This window comes from Emergencia timonensis, from assembly GCF_900086585.1.
Classification (GTDB): Bacteria; Bacillota; Clostridia; order Peptostreptococcales; family Anaerovoracaceae; genus Senimuribacter; species Senimuribacter timonensis.
The window spans coordinates 190463-209361 of the sequence record NZ_FLKM01000007.1; the positions used below are offsets into that span (position 1 = coordinate 190463).

At 46.9% G+C, this 18899-nt stretch carries 15 protein-coding genes; 2 read left to right on the forward strand and 13 right to left on the reverse strand.

The window, feature by feature from the left end:
* Positions 1–3 precede the first annotated feature (3 nt).
* The 3 genes from BN6539_RS01170 to BN6539_RS01180 form a co-directional block, all read right to left on the reverse strand.
* The gene (locus tag BN6539_RS01170; protein WP_067532711.1) at positions 4–1326 is read right to left on the reverse strand and encodes a uracil-xanthine permease family protein; all 1323 of its coding nucleotides are present in this window, start codon (positions 1324–1326) and stop codon (positions 4–6) included.
* 16 nt (positions 1327–1342) lie between these two features.
* Positions 1343–1927, reverse strand: coding sequence for a xanthine phosphoribosyltransferase (locus BN6539_RS01175; RefSeq protein ID WP_067532713.1), 585 nt, complete (start codon positions 1925–1927; stop codon positions 1343–1345).
* Between the two features lie 104 nt (positions 1928–2031).
* Positions 2032–3948, reverse strand: a complete 1917-nt coding sequence (locus tag BN6539_RS01180; protein WP_067532716.1) for a hypothetical protein — start codon at positions 3946–3948, stop codon at positions 2032–2034.
* Between BN6539_RS01180 and BN6539_RS01185 the strand changes: the two genes are divergently transcribed.
* Positions 3937–5799 carry an ATP-binding protein gene (locus BN6539_RS01185; protein ID WP_082907290.1) on the forward strand — a complete coding sequence of 621 codons (1863 nt, stop codon included), beginning with the start codon at positions 3937–3939 and terminating at the stop codon, positions 5797–5799. The genes BN6539_RS01180 and BN6539_RS01185 overlap by 12 nt on opposite strands.
* A 38-nt stretch (positions 5800–5837) precedes the next feature.
* Here BN6539_RS01185 and BN6539_RS01190 read toward each other — a convergent pair whose 3' ends face one another.
* From BN6539_RS01190 to BN6539_RS01235, 10 genes are all read right to left on the reverse strand, one after another.
* Positions 5838–6713 carry a YitT family protein gene (locus BN6539_RS01190; protein ID WP_067532722.1) on the reverse strand — a complete coding sequence of 292 codons (876 nt, stop codon included), beginning with the start codon at positions 6711–6713 and terminating at the stop codon, positions 5838–5840.
* Positions 6714–6729: 16 nt separating this feature from the next.
* Positions 6730–7215: a YbaK/EbsC family protein gene (locus BN6539_RS01195; RefSeq protein ID WP_067532725.1), complete on the reverse strand. Its 486-nt coding sequence runs from the start codon at positions 7213–7215 to the stop codon at positions 6730–6732.
* 609 nt (positions 7216–7824) lie between these two features.
* Positions 7825–9507 (reverse strand): recombinase family protein, encoded by a 1683-nt coding sequence (locus BN6539_RS01200; RefSeq protein ID WP_067532727.1) that lies wholly within the window; start codon positions 9505–9507, stop codon positions 7825–7827.
* Between the two features lie 118 nt (positions 9508–9625).
* Positions 9626–9892, reverse strand: a complete 267-nt coding sequence (locus BN6539_RS01205; RefSeq protein WP_007884026.1) for a DUF6870 family protein — start codon at positions 9890–9892, stop codon at positions 9626–9628.
* Positions 9893–10360: 468 nt separating this feature from the next.
* Positions 10361–10771, reverse strand: coding sequence for a sigma-70 family RNA polymerase sigma factor (locus BN6539_RS01210; RefSeq protein WP_067532730.1), 411 nt, complete (start codon positions 10769–10771; stop codon positions 10361–10363).
* A 484-nt stretch (positions 10772–11255) separates the two neighbouring features.
* Positions 11256–12965 carry an ABC transporter ATP-binding protein gene (locus BN6539_RS01215; protein ID WP_067532733.1) on the reverse strand — a complete coding sequence of 570 codons (1710 nt, stop codon included), beginning with the start codon at positions 12963–12965 and terminating at the stop codon, positions 11256–11258.
* Complete coding sequence (locus tag BN6539_RS01220; RefSeq protein WP_067532736.1) at positions 12958–14721, reverse strand: ABC transporter ATP-binding protein; 1764 nt, start codon at positions 14719–14721, stop codon at positions 12958–12960. The genes BN6539_RS01215 and BN6539_RS01220 overlap by 8 nt, the downstream gene beginning before the upstream one ends.
* Before the next feature lie 3 nt (positions 14722–14724).
* Positions 14725–16197 (reverse strand): ABC transporter ATP-binding protein, encoded by a 1473-nt coding sequence (locus tag BN6539_RS01225; protein WP_067532739.1) that lies wholly within the window; start codon positions 16195–16197, stop codon positions 14725–14727.
* Positions 16194–16919, reverse strand: coding sequence for an energy-coupling factor transporter transmembrane component T (locus tag BN6539_RS01230; protein WP_015518390.1), 726 nt, complete (start codon positions 16917–16919; stop codon positions 16194–16196). The genes BN6539_RS01225 and BN6539_RS01230 overlap by 4 nt, the downstream gene beginning before the upstream one ends.
* Positions 16916–17527 carry an MptD family putative ECF transporter S component gene (locus tag BN6539_RS01235; RefSeq protein ID WP_067532743.1) on the reverse strand — a complete coding sequence of 204 codons (612 nt, stop codon included), beginning with the start codon at positions 17525–17527 and terminating at the stop codon, positions 16916–16918. Before BN6539_RS01235 ends, BN6539_RS01230 begins: the two co-directional genes overlap by 4 nt.
* A gap of 186 nt (positions 17528–17713) precedes the next feature.
* Here BN6539_RS01235 and BN6539_RS01240 point away from each other — a divergent pair, with 186 nt between their 5' ends.
* Entirely contained in the window at positions 17714–18682 is a 969-nt protein-coding gene (locus BN6539_RS01240; RefSeq protein ID WP_009272641.1) for an AraC family transcriptional regulator, read from the forward strand.
* Positions 18683–18899: the final 217 nt, after the last annotated feature.

Here is an 18899-nt window from a genome sequence, read left to right on the forward strand (position 1 = left end):
TCATCAGTCAGCTTTTTCGCTCTTTGATTCCATGTCTTTCGGCAGAATCAGATTGCAGATAATCGCCACCAGGAAGACTACCGCTACACAATTCTCGGCGAACACATTTTGCACGATCTGCGGAAAGATCGAAAAGATTTCCGGCACCTGGGTAAATCCAATCCCCACGCTGAGAGACAGGGCCACGATGCTGATATTTCTCTGGCTGTAACCGCACCGGGAGATCATCTGAATGCCGCTGACCACGATGGTTCCGAACATCATGATCGTGCAGCCTCCCAGCACTGCGTCGGGCAAAGTGGCAAGCAGCGTTCCGAAGATCGGAAACAGTCCTGCCAAAATCATAATGATGGCGCCCATGAGCAGGGTGAAGCGGTTGACCACTTTGGTCATAGCCACCAGCCCCACGTTCTGGCTGAAAGATGTAATCGGCAGGCAGCCGAAGACCGCTGACAAGGAACTGATGAAACCGTCGCAGGCGATGGACCCTGCCGTTTCCTTTGCCTTTACATCTCTTCCAAGACCAGAGGATGCCAGCGCAGACGTGTCTCCGATGGTCTCTGTGGCCGATACGAGGAAAATCAAGAACACCGAGACGATGGCTCCTGGATGAAAGACCGGTTTAAAGGGCATCAGCTTTGGCAAAGCGATGACGGAAGCATCTGACAACGCAGAAAAGTCGACCATTCCCATGGCTGCCGCAACGACATACCCCACTACCAGGCCGAATAATACCGATAATTGTTTCCAGAAAGATTTCGCGAAGATGTTGAACCCGATGCAGCAGGCCAAAGTGATGCCTCCCAGGATCAGATTCTTTGCCGAACCAAAGTCCGCGCTGCCGCTGCCGCCGCCAAAGGATGCCGCCCCCACAGATAACAGGGAAAATCCGATAGCGGTTACCACACTGGCCGCTACCACCGGCGTGATAAATCTCGTCCAATATTTTGCCAGCAGCCCCAGGATGCCTTCCGCCAAGCCGCCGATCAGCACCGCGCCGATGATGGCTTCATAACCATAGGCCGGTCCGATATAGCAGAAGATGGATACAAAGGTAAAACTGATTCCCATGACGATGGGAAGACCGGAGCCCAGTCTCCAGACCGGGTAGAGCTGGATAATCGTACCAATCCCAGCGATGATCATGGCGCTCTGAATCAGCATAGCCATATCCTTTGAAGATAGGCCGCAGGCTCCTGCTACGATGATAATCGGTGCGATGTTGGCTACGAACATGGCCAGGATGTGCTGCAGCCCAAAGGGAATCGCCTTGGAAACAGGCACACGTCCTTCTAATTGATAAATATTTTCTACTTTGCTGTTCATATGTACCCTCACCCTATTATTCCTGCGAGCGGAACACGATTTCACCTGTTTCACTGTTCATGCTCTCTACAATAGCTAAAGATTCCAACTGATAGCCCAGATTGCGGATGATCTGGCCGCCGGGCTGAAAACCCTTTTCGATAGCGATGCCGATGCCGCAGACCTCGGCTCCCGCCGCCTGAACCAACTGAATCAGCCCCTGCAGTGCGCAGCCGTTTGCCAGAAAGTCGTCGATGATCAAAATCCGATCCTCTGCGGTGAGGAATTTCTTCGCCACGATGATCCGATTTTTTGTCTTGTGGGTAAAGGACTCCACCTCTGCCGTGTACATCTCTCCATCCAGGTTGATGCTCTTCGCCTTTTTTGCGAAGACCACTGGTACATCAAAATGCTTCGCTACGATACAGGCGATACCGATACCAGAAGCCTCTATAGTCAAGATTTTATTGATGTTTTTTTCCCTAAATTTCTCTTTAAACGCTTCTCCCATCTGGTCAAATAGCTCGATATCCATCTGATGGTTGAGGAAACTGTCAACCTTCAGTACATTTCCTTCCTTTACTACCCCGTCTTTTACAATTCTTTCTTCTAAGAAGTTCATCCCGCGTTCCTCTCCTTTTCGACAATTTATGATGTTTTACGCCTATTGATTATAGCACAAAAAGAAAAGGCATAGAAGAGATTTTCTTCTATGCGCTATTGTCTTCATCTTCTTCGCCTCAATGCCAGCAGAGATCCGGCTGCCATCAGGGCTGCAGTGCCTGCAAGTGCACTTGCATAGGCAGGGATTCGTTTCTTCTCATTTCCCACTGGCTCTGTTTTTTTCAGGATACTCCTGCTGTCAGCCTTTTGCGCATCTCTGATTTTTGAGGTGGCAGCTGCCGCTGCGTCATGACGGTCCACTGCTGCAGCAAGAATATCTGTGTCCCTCCCTACCGTCTGCACTTGACTGCCTGCATCCGGCTTTGCGGCGTCGGTCGGCATTGTCGAGCCAGGTACTTTTACCGGTGGAACGATTGTCGGCAGTTCCGGCAAAACTTCCGGCGGTATCACTGGAATTTCCGGCGGCAAAATCGGCGGCGGTTCCACTGGCGGGATTCCTTCAGGCGGCGTCACCGGCGGCACAGCTCCATCATCTTTATCCGGTCTGTCGTGTTCGCCCTGGCCCCCGCCTCCCCGATCTCCGGAAATGTCGTCATCAGCATCGGTCAAGTCATGCGGCGGGTTTCTGGTGAGCACAGCGGATTCTCCATCATAAGGGCCTCCTTCTATCACGATCTTGTAATAGGACGGCGCATCATTGGGTATTGAAATCAGTTGATCTTGATCGTCATAGATATATGCTGATATCTCATAACTGGCGGCGTTATTCTGCAAATAGGTTGCGGCGTCGTACTCATACCAGTTTTCCCCGTCAAGAGAAGCCATGCAGATTACCGTTTCCACTTTTCCTGGATTAGGAAAGGTGAAGAGAGGATAAATCGATTCGTCCCGATCCTTCTTCAGACTGACAGAGTATGGAAGCTTCTCTCCCTCTTCTATCACGGTAATCACAGCTTCTACTGGTACCTGATTGCCGCCATCGATGACAAACAGTCCCTTATCCCACCATTGCTTTTCAACTTCATCCAGGCCGGCGGAAGTATATTTGCCAGATATTCGAAAAGTTTTATGTCCCGATGCAAGGCCGGCTTTGTATTCTTTTTCATTCCACTCTATTCCAAAAGTCTTCGTATCTGCGTAATCGTATCCTGCCCCTTTCAGTTCCAGGTCTCTGGCAGAAGGCAGGTCTAGTTCTTCAAGAGGCGTATCGCGGAATACTGCAGTGTGCAGATCCTCCGTAAAGGCGTAAGGGTCATAATATACCCTCGGATTCTGGGGTTCTGTTTCTACCTCTATGATTACTTCTTCCGTTCCGTCAGCCCGGATCATGCCAGCTTCCAGCAGTTCCTGCATCTCAGCATCTTCGCACGCAGTGTATTTGCCATGCATGGTAAAATCCTGCGCTCCGCTTTTGATGCCCTCAAGATACTCTTCTTCACTCCATTCAATGTTGAATCTGCACCTTTCCGGATCGTAAGGACTTTGCGACTTCAAGTAAGCTGATTCGTAGAGATTCACCTCTTCAAACGTTGTGCAGCTTCTGACGCTCCTGGTTATGAGCGCATCTGTATTCTTGTACACTGCCACATAACCCTGCGGCCTCACGTGAACCTGCAGTTGAACGTCGGTCCTATCAATTTTTATCATTCCCGCCTGCCAACGCTCTCTGTCGTACTGGCTCCAATAGTCGATGTCGGGGCTGCAGGTACCGCTGAGAGTAAAAGCTTCTGACCCCGACTCCATTCCAGCCTCGAATTCCGCTTCATTCCATCGAACCGAAAAGCCAAGCGAATCGCCTTCCCCATTGGTATACATCGCATATTCTGTATAACTGTCGCTTTCCCGAACTTCATCCCAGGACATGCCGGGATAAATATACACTTCAAATTCTTCGTCGTTCAGAGTATAATGAGTTTGTACATCTGTCTCTGCATCCTCAGCAAAAACGGGGATGCTGTACACGGCAATCAGGATGCAGCATATGATTGAAAGGACTATCGGTTTTTTATGAAGGCACATGGAAGAATTCTCCTCTTATTACTGACAGCCGTCATCGTTTTCACGCTGACGTTTGCTTTGATGGGGTTCGCTTATAAATATGATAACAAATACACTGCCGGACCGCCCTATGGGGAGGACGGTGTCTTTGCTTTTTCAGAAACAGATCTGGATCATCCGATTTACCTGATTGACGGCTGGCGCGTCCGCATCGGAGATATAGAATCAACCGCCTTTATCGGGGAGTATTCCAATTACGCCTACTTTCCAGGCGGTACGTCCCCTTTTGACACTGCAACTTATGAAATGACGCTACATTACAGCGGAAATCCGCAGACTCTCACCATGGAGATTCCTGAAATTTATACGGATTATACCCTCAGGGTTAACGGCTCTGTCGTTGCCGCAAAGGGGGACGGAACATCAGTGAATATTCCTGTCGGCGATACAGACACGCATTTAGAGTTTACCATCACCAACGATGCACATTATTACAGCGGGTTGATCTATCCGCCGGCAATCGGTACTTCTCAAATCATGACGCGTTTGTTCTTCGTGCGAACCCTGGTTTACAGCATTTTATGTATATCTGCTCTCACACTGGCCCTTTTTTCCATGGTCTTATGGATTGCCCGCTCAAAAAAGGGACTCTTTCGCCACTTTGGTTTTCTGTGCCTGGCCTTTGCAGTCCAGTGTTCTCATCAGTTCGTCTGGCAGCTGGGACTATCCTCTGCCTTGTGGTACGCGGTAGAAGATACTGCGCGGCTCTTCCTTCTGGCAGAGTGCGCCGCTATCGGCGTGCTGACTGCCGATTTGGACCGCTTGAGAATATATCGTTATTTTGCCCGCCCTTTGACCCTTTTGGCCTGTTCCTTTTGTTTTGTCAGTGTTATGTTCATTATACCTGTCTGTCCGTCTTCGGTCAATCTATACGGATATTTTATTGACGGCTACAAACTTATCATGTGGGGGTTACTGGCTGTTGTGGCTGGGATCGGCTTGTCCTCACAAAAAAACTGGTCGAACATCTTTATCCTAAGCGTATGCAGTATATTCGGCGCCAGCCTCTTCGCCACCATAGGAGATTCCAACAAATTCGAGCCGATTTACGGAGCATGGCAAAATGAATATGCAGGATTCTTTATCATCCTAGTCTTTGCAGGTCTGATGGCTCGGCGCAATATTGAATTGGTACAGCAAGAAAAGGACTTCCATGTTCTAAAACTGCAAAATCGCTTTGCCGTAGAAAGCGCACAGCAGATGGAGGATGCCATGAGCCAGGTCCGCATGCTAAAGCACGACTTAAACCACCATATCCTAGCCCTCAATGCCTACTTTGACGCTGGAGATTACCAACGGCTGGGCGCTTATTTGAGTACTTTGAATCAGCAAAGAGCCGACTTAAAGCCGCTGTACTACTCTGAACATTTTTTAATCAATACCATCCTAACAAATTACCTGGAAATTGCAAAAAATCACGATATCAAAGTAACTCACAAAGTACATGTTCCAAACGAACTGTCAGCGGCTGATGCGGACCTCTGCACATTTATCGTCAATATCCTCAGCAATGCCGTGGAAGGCTGTCTTGCTCTGCCAGACAGCGCCGATCGCTATATCAGAATAGAACTTTTTTATAGGAAGGGAAATCTGCATATAAACTGTATCAATTCAGCGATTCCCTCAAAAAAGGAGGATAAAAAGTTTCCTACGACGAAGAGCGATCCCACAAGTCATGGACTGGGTATTCCGGCAATCCGAAAAATCGCGGAGAAATATTATGGTACAGCAACCTTTCATCATGAAGACGGTCAATTCACCGTCAACGCATTTCTCCATTTAGACGACAAAACCTGGAACCACACTACGTAGTTCCAGGTTCATTGAGACAGTTTCGGATTTATACGTCCTCAGTCGTTAGGCCGCCTGTAAAATCTGCCGTTGACCTGCTCCGTTTTGATAACATTGACAAAGGCCTTCGGGTCGACTTCTTTGATTTCCTTCATGATCATATCCACCTCTTCACTGGAAACGACGGAATAAACCATGTTCCGTTCCGCTCCGGCAAAACAGCCATTACCTTTAAAAAGAGTCGCGTCGTGATGGGTAATTGCCTGAATTCTTCCGTAAATAGCGCTAGGCTGGTCAGTGATAATCAACAGCGTATGTTTTTGATATCTTTTATATAAAGTCTGAATCAGCTGTGTCGTACAGAACTGGAAAATAATCGAATACAGCGCTCTGTCAAAGCCGAATAAAACACCGGCAGTGATGAGAATGCATATATTTGCCATAAAAATAAAGTTCCACGTATCGATACCTCGTTTCTCTGAGAAGTAAATCGATATGAAATCTGTACCACCGGCGCTGGCACCTACAAACAGACAGATACTGACCGCAGCCCCGTTAATGATACCGCCAAAGATACAGATTAGCAGCACGTCATAAGTGATAGCAATCTTTGGGATCAGATCGGTCATAACACTGCTGAGCACGATAACGTAAAAGGAATAGAAGGTAAACCGCTTACCCAGATATTTAATGCCGATATATACAGGTATCAGATTTAGTGGTATATAGACTGCAGTATATGGCAATGAGACTCCAAAGTAGGTATCGCAGATCTGCTGAATCAACAGTGTCACACCGCTAAAGCCGCCGGGGAACAGCCCGCCAGTTCTGACGAAGCTTTTCAGATTGAAAGCGATGATCAAAGCGCCTACTGTACAAAGGAAAAATCGCTTTAGTTCTTTTTTGGCTCTTTCGTTCTTATGTTTGCCACTCATAATTATATTTTGCTCCTTACTCTGCCGCTGGGATTTTACTGACGTCGATCCACGCAAGTGCGTTGGAATATTGAAAGAGTTCGTCACATGTGAACTCCACCGCGCTGTTATCGCTTCCGCAAGCCGGAAAAACCGTTTCAAAACGCCTCATGGACTGGTCACAGTAAATTTTTACGTCGGGATTTTCTACAGCAAAAGCGCAGACGCCGCCAATGGCATGACCTGTATATGCGACTACTTCATCTGGCGTCAGCATCTTTGCTTTGAAGCCAAAGAAGCTCTTGAACTTCTTGTTATCAATTTTAGTATCGCCTGCTGTTTGAATGAGAATACATCCTTCCCCATCAAGATTCTTAAAAGATAAAGTCTTACAGATCCTGGCGCCTTCTACGCCTACAGCTTGAGCCGCTAAATCCACCGTTGCGCTGGACACCTCAAACTCTTGAATCCTGTCTTCTATGCCCAATTGCGCAAAATACGCTTTCACTTTTTCTATCGCCATTTTAACATCTCCTCTATTTTGTACTTCTTTGCGGCAGCATATTGCTTCGCAATATGCCTACGCTCCCACCACCTCGCTTCGCTGTCCGTTCTGCCTAGCCAAGCAAGCTTGGGGCAGAACGGCAACGCCGTTAAATCATGGAATGCTTATAACATGAACACTCCTCTGAACATTATATAATCGAAGTTCATGTTTCAATGTTTTTTTCCTTGCGACGAAGTCGCTAAGATCATGAAAACATTATATTGCGGATAACCTTTGCTAAGAAAATTGAAATCCGCAATTCAACAGTTCCTTCCTTGCGGCAAGGCCATTACGGAACTATTATAACACATCCCATCTCTAGCGTACCATGTATCTTTGTACTTTTTTCGTACGGTTTGAATGACCTCCTGCTATTATCACCTTTCTTTCATTTTAATGGCACGGGCAAGGGGTAAGAATCTCACCCGCAGACAACTGCACAAGAACTTTGTCCTTACAATTGACGTCGATTGTGCCTCCACAACCGGGCGAAATCTGTCATAACCTAAAGTATCGTTTTCCACATTTACCCTATGATTAGCGCCTATTAGGAAAACACACTGTCAAAGGGGTTCGTAGCGGGGGTTAGCCCGCTACTGCGGTATCTTCCGTAGTGTTAATTTCAATGTACTCTGCAATCTTGTGGAGCTCGTCAGCAAATTTGAATTTCACGCTGATATTGCCGTTTTCATAGACCTTGATATAGTCCACAAGCTCAACCAAGATTTCCCGATTGAGGGCTTCAATGTTTTGATACTTCATAAAGGCTACCAGTGCGGGATGCTCGTTGTCTACACCGTTTGCCAGTTCTGCGCGTTCAGCGTTCAGCCGGGTAAGCACCGCGGAAATATCAGAAGTCTGCCGTTCATAGTCAGCCTTCATATCCCGGTATTCCTGCTGGGTGATTTCACCGTCTTTCCAGTCCTGATAAAGAGATTGCTTGTAGCGTGTTATCTTTGTCAGTTCCCGCTCTTTTGCCGCTATCAGATCGTCCAGTCGGCAAGACTGGCTTTTTTTGATTGGAGCGGAATTGATCTGCGTGACGATTTCCGAGTAGGAAACAGCCAAATGTACCTGATGCTGTACAGCAAACAAAACAGCAGCCTCCAGCCGTTCATGCTTGATTGAGTGCATGGTGCAGGCTGTCCGGGAACGGTTCTTGTAGGTTGAGCAAGAATAATATACATTGTTGTTCTTGCCAACGCATCGGGTAATGGCCCGCCCGCAATCGGCACATTTCAGAAAGCCGCTGAATAAGTGTACCTCACGGCCTTTCGGTGAAGTACGGGTATCACGCTGTAAGAGAGCCTGTACCTTGTCGAAAGTTTCATAGTCGATAATGGCCTCATGCGTTCCAGCCACTTCTACCCATTCCTCGCGTGGAACAGCTTCAATCTGGTGTACCTTGTAGCTTTTCACCCGGCTCCGGCCTTGGGCTAAATCCCCGGTGTAGGTCGGATTGGTAAGAATGGAGTGGATCATGCGGACTCCCCACATAGGATCGTCATACCCTCTTGTCGAAACAGGCAAGCCCTTTTGTACCTTGTAAGCCGAGGGGCTCGGTACGCCGTGTTCGTTCAGGTACAACGCGATAGCACGTTTTGATGACCCTTGAATAAGCATTGTGAAAATGAGTTTGACATTTTCAGCAGCATCGGGATCAACAATCAGCCTGTGCTTGTCCTTTGGGTGCTTTACATAGCCGTAAGGAGCAAATGCTCCGATATACTGGCCGTTGCGCCGTTTGTAATCAAATACCTGCCGGATCTTTTTGGAAGTCTGATAGCAGTAATTATCGTTCATCACGTTTGTAATGGGAACGATGATATTTGAAACGCTGTCGGGGTTCTTGTAGCTGTCCACATTCTCAGCAAGGCTGATAAAGCGAACACCCATTTGAACAAACAGGTTATCGATCAAACTTCCGGCATCGCTATAATTTCGTGCGAAGCGGGACAGGTCTTTTACTATAACGCAGTTGATTTTACCACTCATGACATCCGCCAAGAGCCGTTGAAAATCTTCACGATTAGCGTCCGTTCCAGTATGTCCGTCATCTACATATTCTGTGATGCTTTCAAACTCATCAATGTTGCGTCGGTAAAAATCGTTCAGTAGGTCACGCTGGTTTTTTACGCTGTTGCTATCGTCTTTTCCTTTTTTCAAATCCTCCTTTGAAAGCCGGATATAGATGCCCAGCCGCCAGCGGCGGATTGTGTAAGAGGGAGAGAAACTCTGCTGATACCCTCTGTTTTTTGCTCGTGCCATTGTTCCTCCTTCCCTATCACATTACACTTATATTATAACTCCGTCCGGAGAGGACAACAAGGATGCCTCCGCTTCGGGACACTTTGTCTCGAAGAAGCAAAACGAGCTGTAACCGAAGTTACAGCCCGCTTCTTTGCCGCAGCAGGAAATCCGTCAGCTTATCTTGGAGAGATGGCCCGCTTTCAGCAAATTCAATTTTCACGCCAACACCACCGATGCAAAAGCAGTATGGATTTTTGACAGTCTGCAAAAATCGAGAGATGCGCTCCTTTCGGGAAAGCGCATTGTCAAAGGTCATACCGCTCACATCAGGCAGGGACTCGGCAGCCACCGCGCCAATGTCAACGCTTCTCATTTGTTCAAGTTCCTGTGTAGTTAATTTCACGGTAAACCTCCTTCGCAGATTGATAGAACGCCTCCCGCTGTTTGGTGGGGAAACGCAACAGGCCAGCACCACCGGGATGCTGGCCTGTTGCCTTACTCCACCTTGGGACACTTTGTCTCGAGGTTTATTATAGTTTTTGAATATTAGAGAGCGCTGCACATATTTACTTGGCCTGTCCAAAGACAATCGTTATTTTCTGTGCGGCGCTCTCAACGCAAGTAAAGCGACAAGCCCGGAGGAACAGGCAGCCAACCTGTTCAGCGCCGGATCATGGCCTTGGGATGGCCAGGCCCATTTACAGTGTTGGTGTTGTTCGCTCAATCTCTTTTGGGAGATGTCACCGCGCACCCACCGTCTGGCTCCCCGTACTTACTCTGGGTTGCCGTTATTCCCTTGCGTTAGGAAGAAAACCTCCTCTCATAAACCGAGACATTTTTTCATCATTTCCAAGTGGGGAAAATGAAAAAATCAAAAAGTTTTTTTCATGCGCTCAAGGCCACGCTTGATCGACTGGCGAACAGACTCCTCATGTACGCCCTCGGCCTCGGCAATTTCCTTAATCGACTTGCCAAGAATGATATGTGCGTCAATTCTGCGGCCCTGGATCTCCGGCAGAGAATTGAGAGCGTTCCACAGACGAAGAAAGGTTTCCATCCGTTCAAGGAGCTCCTGCGGGGTCGGCTCATGCAGGCAAGCGGAATATTCAATCCCGTCATCGCAGTCCAGAGAATACTGCGCCTTGTGCCGGGAGAGCCGCCGCTGGTAGGCCATTTCATAGCGGGCATCGGCCTTGAATACCTCGGCCACCTCGTCAGAAACTTCGATAAGCTGATCCTGCGTGTACCAATAATAAAAATCTTTCAAATTGATAGTAGTCATCGTAAAATCCTCCATTTCAGTTTGTTCGGGGTTGGTCGGAAACGAAATGGAGCAACGGCGGAGAACGGCACCGCACCTCGGGACACTTTGTCTCGGAGTCTGGAAAGCAAAATGCGCCTGTGCGACACAAGGCCGCACAAGCGCACGAAAAAGTATTATCGGTTATGTACTGTTTAATTTCATGTTCAAAACCGGACTGCTCCGACGGAGGGGCTACGCTTTTTTTAATTGGTGCAGATCATGGATACTACGAAAAAGAGAAAAGGACACGGTAAAATAACCTCCCATCGACTACCGTGTCCCTGCAAGTCGTCATTGGTTTGTGTAAACGCAAAGAAACGGCGGCTCTGATTTCTCAAAACCACCGTTAGGGTAATAACTTAAAATGAGCGCGCAAAATCACCTGCCCCAGCCAGCGGTTTTTTTCTTTCCCCGTAGTCGGGGCAGGTTCATGCGCTATGCAATTATTCTTCTTTAGCTTCTATCAAGCTGATATTTTTTGCTCTGCGTTCCACATAGCAGCATATTTTCCGCCTTTCGCAAGCAATTCTTCATGGGTTCCCGATTCAGAAATCCCACCATCACCCATTACAAGGATTTGGTCTGCATTTTTGACAATGGAAAGGGTATGAGCAATCATTACCACTGTCTTTTTCTCTTTTAGCAGATTGGCGATGGCCTGCTTTACGGCAAGCTCATTTTCAATGTCAAGAGATGCGGTTGCTTCATCCAAAAGCAGGATGGGGCTATTTTTCAGGATGGCGCGGGCTATTGAAATTCGCTGACGCTCACCGCCAGAGAGAAGATTTCCATTCTCGCCAGTCGGCGTATCGTATCCCTTTTCCATCTTACGGATGAAGCTGTCACAGTTAGCCTCCCGGCAGGCAGCCTCGATTTCCGTGTCCGTAGCATTAGGACGAGCGTGTCGGATATTATCCCGGATGGTATCGTCAAAAAGAAATATGTCCTGGTCTACCATAGAAACTTGCTCCAGTACACGCTCTGCGGCAACATGGTTAATAGGTTTACCGCCAATAGAAATCGTCCCGCCCGTTGCTTCATAATATTTTGCAATCAGGTTCAAAATAGTAGATTTGCCGGAGCCAGAGTCTCCGACAATGGCCGTGAGCTTTTGATCTGGCACCGTAAAGGTGGCGTGTTTTAGTACCGGTTCACCGGGAACATATGCAAAATCTACATTGTCAAATGTGATTTCATGGGTAGCTGTGTGAAGCGGCTCCATGCTGCCAGTTTCCTCCGGCTCATTCATTACACTCAAGATTTTGTTTTTCGAGATCATCAGGTTCTTATAACTGGTAAGGTCTACAAAAATCGAGTTAGCCAGCTTTGCACAGAACAGGGGCAGCATACAAATCAAAAGGTAGTCCACCGTGTTCAGTGTCCCTGCGACCCAGGGTGCATAGGCCAGCAAGATAACCAGCGGGCAGGACAGCCAACTCAAAATACCAAAGACCGCACCAATAGGAAGCACTTTTGATTCGTACACAAAGCTGATCCGGGAAAACTCCCGCATGGCGTTGATAACAGTTTTGTTCTTCATACCGCCTACACCATAAGCTCGGAAAGTCTGAATACCAGAAACATACTCAACAATGCTGCTGACGTTCTCCGCACAAATATCGTTCTTTTCTTTTCCATATTTCCGTACCATGCGGAAAGAAAGCCATAGGCCGGGGATTAAAAGAAGATCGGCTATCAGCAGGATAATTCCTGCCGGAACATAGAGCGTCATAACAAAGACAATCAACATCAATGACAGGGCAAAATTCTTTGCGAAATCTCCGACTTTATGGGTCAGGATTTTTTCGTAGTTGTTTACGTCGCTTGTAATGGTGTTGATATAATCGCCGGTCTGCCCCTGCGTAAAGCGGGACAGTGGGATGCGCTTCAAATGGTCACCCATAAAAAGCCGAATATTCTTACTGACCTCCGCACCGCCAATCTGCGCTTTGGTATAACCGTAGCTGTAAATCAGGATACGGAGAAGAAAAACCACTGCAATAATACCGGTCAGAGCCAGAACGCGGTTCATGTCAAATTGACCCGACCACAAAAACTGCATAACAGAGTAAAGCAGCATAAATAGGCTGCCGGAGAGAAGTCCTTCCAGAACAGTACCGCCAACACCAATATAGAAATTGTGGTTCTTTTTTAATACATCGTGCTCATTCATACTGCTCGCCTCCCTCCAACTGATAAGTGATATTCCGGGCTGTTTCGTAGTCATCCCACGCTTTTCGATAGTAGGCGTTGGTCTTCCGAACTTCCTCATGGGTGCCAACGTTGGTAATTGTATGGTTTTCCACCACAGCCACCCGGTTGCACATTTTCAAAGCACTCAAACGGTGTGCTACTACAATGACTGTTTTGCCTTTGCATAGATTTTGAATAGCTTTATCAATCTCCATCTGATTTTCCGGGTCAGAGGCACTTGTGGCCTCGTCCAAAATCAAGATAGGTGCATTTTTCAGAATTGCGCGGGCAATCGCGATCCGCTGTTTTTCTCCGCCAGAAAAGCGGGAGCCGAAACTGCCCACTTTTGTGTCATATCCATCCGGCAGGGACATGATAAAGTCATCAATCTGTGCCTCTTTTGCGGCAGCCCGCACTTCTTCCAGAGTAGCGTTACTACCCATACGGATATTTTCCAGCACGCTGTCACGGGTGAGGAAGGTCTTTTGAAATACGATAGCTATATTTTTCAGAATGGTATCGTAGTCAAGCTCCTTGACATTTTTGCCGCCAATCAGCACTTCTCCTTCCTGCACATCGTAGAACCGGGAAATCAGTTCAATCACAGTGCTTTTACCGGCACCAGATCGGCCCACAAGAGCCATGCGCTCACCATCATTGATTTTGAGGTTGACACCATGCAGTACATCGGTTTTGCCGTCATAAGAAAATCGGACATTCTGAAGTTCAATATCATGTTTTTGGGGGAAGTCTGTTCCACCCTCATAAATCGGAATATTCAGTATCTCTTTGGTCTTGGTAATAGCGTTCAGTACATTTGCAAAGTTTGTACCCAATTCCTGTAAAGGCCGAATTTCCGTCAGATACATAGAACCGACATAAACAAACAGCAGAAGCGCACTGGCTGTCAGTGAACCTTTCAGGAAAAACATCCCGCCTATCGGAACCATCAGCAGCATTCCACATTCAATGATAACGACAAACGCTGCATACGGAGGCCCCATACGTCGGGAAGTCTCATTCCACATGGCATTTTCCTCATGGATTGCGCCGGAAAATTTCTGGAAGGACTTGCTCCCCATGTTATAGGCTTTAATCAATTTCATTCCGCCGATATATTCGATCATAACAGAATTTAGTGTGGTAATGGATTGGTTGGCCCGTTCCATCAAATCATCGGTATTGCGGAACATCGCCCCCATTACAACTACAGCCAGAACCAGCGGAACAAGAGAAATCAACGCCAGTGGAACATTAACGGTCATCAAATAAATAAAGATGACCACCGGCCCAACCAGATAGCACACAAGGTCAGGAAGATTATGCGCCAGAAATAGTTCCAGTTTTTCAATATCTTCATTCAGAACCGTTTTAATATCCCCTGTGCGCCGTTCATTTAGGGCACCCAAAGGCGCTCTGGCCATGTGTTCCGCCACCATACAGCGCACTTTGAACAGTGCACCATACGCGCCTTTATGGGCAGCCACGCCGGAACATCCGAACAGTACAAAACGCAGGGTGACAGCAGCGGCAATCATTGCCACAGTCTGCACCACAAGTTCTTTTGTGCAGGCATTGTTGAATGTGGCATCCATCAACCTGTAAATCCCAATGTATGGGACAATAATACACAGCCCGCTGCACATGGACAGCAGGATTGCCAGAAACAACCAAAATTTCTGTTCTCCGGCCCAATGGAGCAGCAATGCCATACTGTTTTCTTTTTTCTGCTTCATAGACTACCTCTCCTTTCCATCTGAAACAGAGAAAAGCTCTCTCAATTTCGGGAGGGCCTCCATTATAACTGATACGTCATCGGGCATTTCGCCTTCGTCAAAATGCAAGACACGAGAACAGGTACGGCAGACAAACTCAAAATCATGGGTGACAATGAAAATGACTTTTCCCATATCGGATAATCGCCGGATCAGTCCCGCCACCTGCGTCATACTGTCAAAGTCAAGACCGCTGGTCGGTTCATCAAATACAAGCAAGTCTTTCCCACAAATCATGCTGACAGCTACCGCTACTCGTTGCTTTTGACCGCCGGAAAGCGTGTTTGGATGGCGCTCCCGGTATGGGGTAAGGCCCAATTCCTCCAAAGTTGCATTTACCAGTGTTTGATCTGGATTGCGTATACCAAAGGAACACTCTGCCTCCACGCTGTCAGCGAAAAGTTCATAATTCACATCCTGCATAACCATGTAGGAGCGTTTTAGCCTTGCCTTACGCTCAATCGGCTTTCTTTCCCACAAGAATTGTCCATCACAGTCTTTGTGAAGCCCGCAGAGAGCGCGGGAAAATGTAGTTTTTCCAGCTCCGTTATGTCCAACTACGCCAATCACTTCGCCCCTTCCGGCGGATAGTCCAATGTCATGCAAAATGGTTTGCTTCTTGTAACGGAGCGTCACATTCCGCAGCTCCAATACAGGGGTAGGCGCAGGCAAGTGGGCTTTTGGTGGGAATACCGCCTGTAGATCAACAGCCCGCAGCCCCATGTGTTCACGGTCAGGTTCAGATAGCTGCCGAAATTCTTCCGGGGTGTATATTCCTTTGATTTCTCCTTTTTCCAGATAAACAATTCGGTCAGCCAACTCCGTCAGGTAGTACAGACGATGTTCCGCTATCAAAATTGTTTTGCCCTGTTTTTTTATCAGCCGCAAATGTTCCTTTAGTTCCTGGATCGAAGTCATATCCAGATTAGATGATGGTTCATCCAGTAGATAAATCTGTGGGTTCATGGCATAAACAGAAGCAAAGGCGATTTTCTGCTTTTCTCCGCCGGACAACTCAAAAATATTCCTGTTCCGTAGCTTTTGAATACGCAAATCTTCAGTTGTCTGCTCTACTCGCTCAGCCAATTTCTTAGGAGGGCGAGCTTCATTTTCAATTCCAAAGGCAATCTCGCTGTCTGTATCAACATTGAAAAACTGTGTCCGTGGATTTTGGAAAACGGAGCCAACCTTAGCGGCAATCTGATACATAGGGATATTGCTGATTTCCTGACCATCTACCAGCACACGGCCATGAAGCTCTCCCTGATAAAACTGAGGGATCAGTCCATTCACCAGCCTTGTAATCGTTGTTTTTCCACACCCGCTGCGGCCACAGAACAGGACGCATTCTCCGTCCGAAATTTTCAAATTGATGTCATGCAGCCCACCATGTTCCTGCCCCGTATAGGAAAACGATACATTTTCAAACTCAATCAACCAATCACACCTCCCCGCACACATAATTCAAAAATCAGATAAGCTACGGCAACGGCCATGACACCCCAATCGGCAACTCCGCATTTTATCTGGACAAGACAGGTGCGTGGATTGGGATTTTCAATTCCACGAGTGACAGAAGCAACAGAAAGATCATCCGCTGCTTTTGAAGCTGCCATCAACAAAGGCACATAAATACACTCAACCGTCATGCCCGGATGTGCTAAAAAGCCCGCCAGAGAAGGTGAAACATCTCTCATCCGCATAGCGTCCTTGATATATCGCCAGTCCTCTTGAATAGTTGGAATGTACCGCAGCATAACTGCCATAGGAATTACTAACTTTTTGGGTGCGTGGACACGGTTCATAGCAGACAGGAACTCATTGACTTTTGTAGTAGTCAGAACAATCCCAGCCAAGGTTCCGCACGCATAGACCTTATGAAACAATCCTAAAAAGGCAATAAACATTGTCCGCAGCGTGCCTGTCATTTCTGCCATGATCCAAACTGTCAGGACACAGATGACCGCATAAAAGCATACAGCCTTAATGACATATTTCCACTTTCCAAAGAAAGCACCCAATATCGCAATCAGCATAACAAGGACAAATTGATATGCAAGTGAAGGAGCGAACATGGACGATAAAACACATATAAGAATAAGAAAGAGCTTGGCCCGTGGGTCGAGCCAAAGCCCTTTCTTGTGGCGTTTACCGCTCATGCTGTAATACCTGCTTTTTCAAACTGCTTTTTCAGCATTTTGCAGCCTACAAAAGCGCTGATTGCAGATGTAATGATAACAGCAGCGAACATGGCAATCAGGATGCCGGTATTTGCAGTTGCCTGCATGGTGTCGATGTAGCTCTGTTCAGTTCCGTTTCCCAGCATAGTCTGTGCCCAGCCGTTGGGGTCAACAAAGAACACGATATACGAACCAGTGCCGCCGAGAGAGAACAGGATATAAGACAGGCTGTTGAGTTTTTTGCTTTTGTACTGCCCTGCACCAGCAACGAAGTCCGCGACAATCGCCATGATCAGGTAGCCCAATGCAAAAGCCCAGTGCATACCGGTCACGAACCAAATAATACCCATGATAATGCCCATTATAGAAAGGCTCCAACGCTTATGTACTTTTGCAATCAGCAAAAGATAAATGGGGCCAGCAAGCAGCCCACCTCCTGCCGGCATGAAAAAAGTAAGTACAGGATTCGTTGCAAAAAAGACGCCGCCCACCAATACAAAAACAAATAACAGTGCAGTAAAAATACCTGTTGTTACAAGGTCTTTCACTGTCAGACCTTTGTTCATAGAATTTACTTGATTACTCATTTTGACCTCCTACCTTTCATTGTCTTGACTCGACAAGTGGTTTGTGATATTCTTCGGTTAGATAGTTCTAACCACTGTCTAATACAATACGCATTTATCGAACAACATTCAATAGGTCCCGGCGATGTTCGTCTGTTCCTTTCAAAAGTTCGTCTAATCGTTGCAAAAAGGAGGCGGTCTGTTTTCATGTCTGAAATTATTGACCAGTTTTATACACCGTTGCTGATTGAACACGGTTTTATCCATGACCCAGACAACCAGCAATATGGGGCATTAGGTGACTGCTGGAAACTTTCTCCCGAAGTTGGAGAAGGCTCCTACTGGACTTATGGACAGAAAGACCTATATGATATTAAAATCCACAACTTTTCCTTCCACGAAGATTTCATGTTGGAATGTTCCCTGCCGGAATGTCTGAGTATCACTCGGTATGACTCTATTTCCGGGGAGGAATTATCTCCATACCGTAGGCTGTCTGCCGGTTGTATCAAAACATTTATTGGAGGCTACGCTCCATACAAGGCTTTGATACATAAAAATATTCCAATCCGTTCGGTTGGGATTGAGATTGCACCGGCATATTATGAGGACTACCTGAAAAAACTGTACCCAGAGGCACAGATCAATCCTGTGGATGCATTTCGGAAGATCGACCAAACTTCCGACTTTCCAGAAATGTCACGGTTACTCACAGAAATCAAAGACTATCGCGGGGAAGGGATTGCCGCAAAACTTTTTTATGAGGGTAAAGTCGCAGAAGCTGTTTCAATGGTGGTGGAATATCAGAAGAAACATCCTGATAAACCAGCCCATAAGCTCTCTCAACAGGATATTGAAAATCTCCAAATAGTTGCCGCTTATCTTAGCGATCACTATGCTTTTGATATTCCTCTGGAACGGCTAACACAGATTGCCTGCATGGGAACAACAAAGCTCAAAAGCTGTTTTAAGAAATACTACGACTGCACCATCACGGAATATGTTCAACAGCGGCGCATGAGCCAAGCAGAATATCTGCTGGCATATACAGAGCTGACAGTCGGGCAAGTTGCCCAAACAGTAGGCTATTCCACTTCAAGCCGATTTGCAGAATTATTCCGAAAAAGCACGGGATTGTTGCCATTAGAGTACAGAAAAAACGCACAACGAAAGTAAAATGAGCGCCAGAGTTTACTCTGGCGCTCGTCTGATTTTATGTTGAATTATAAAATGCGGTGAAATTAAATAGTCAGTAATATGAAATACAAAGTCGTTCAAATAATATCACATGAAATGTAAAATCATATCAGGTGATGTTATGAAGATAGAACGAGATGAAAGACGCTTTGATTTTCACGATATAGGGCTCGCCATCAAGCGGGCAAGAGAAGCC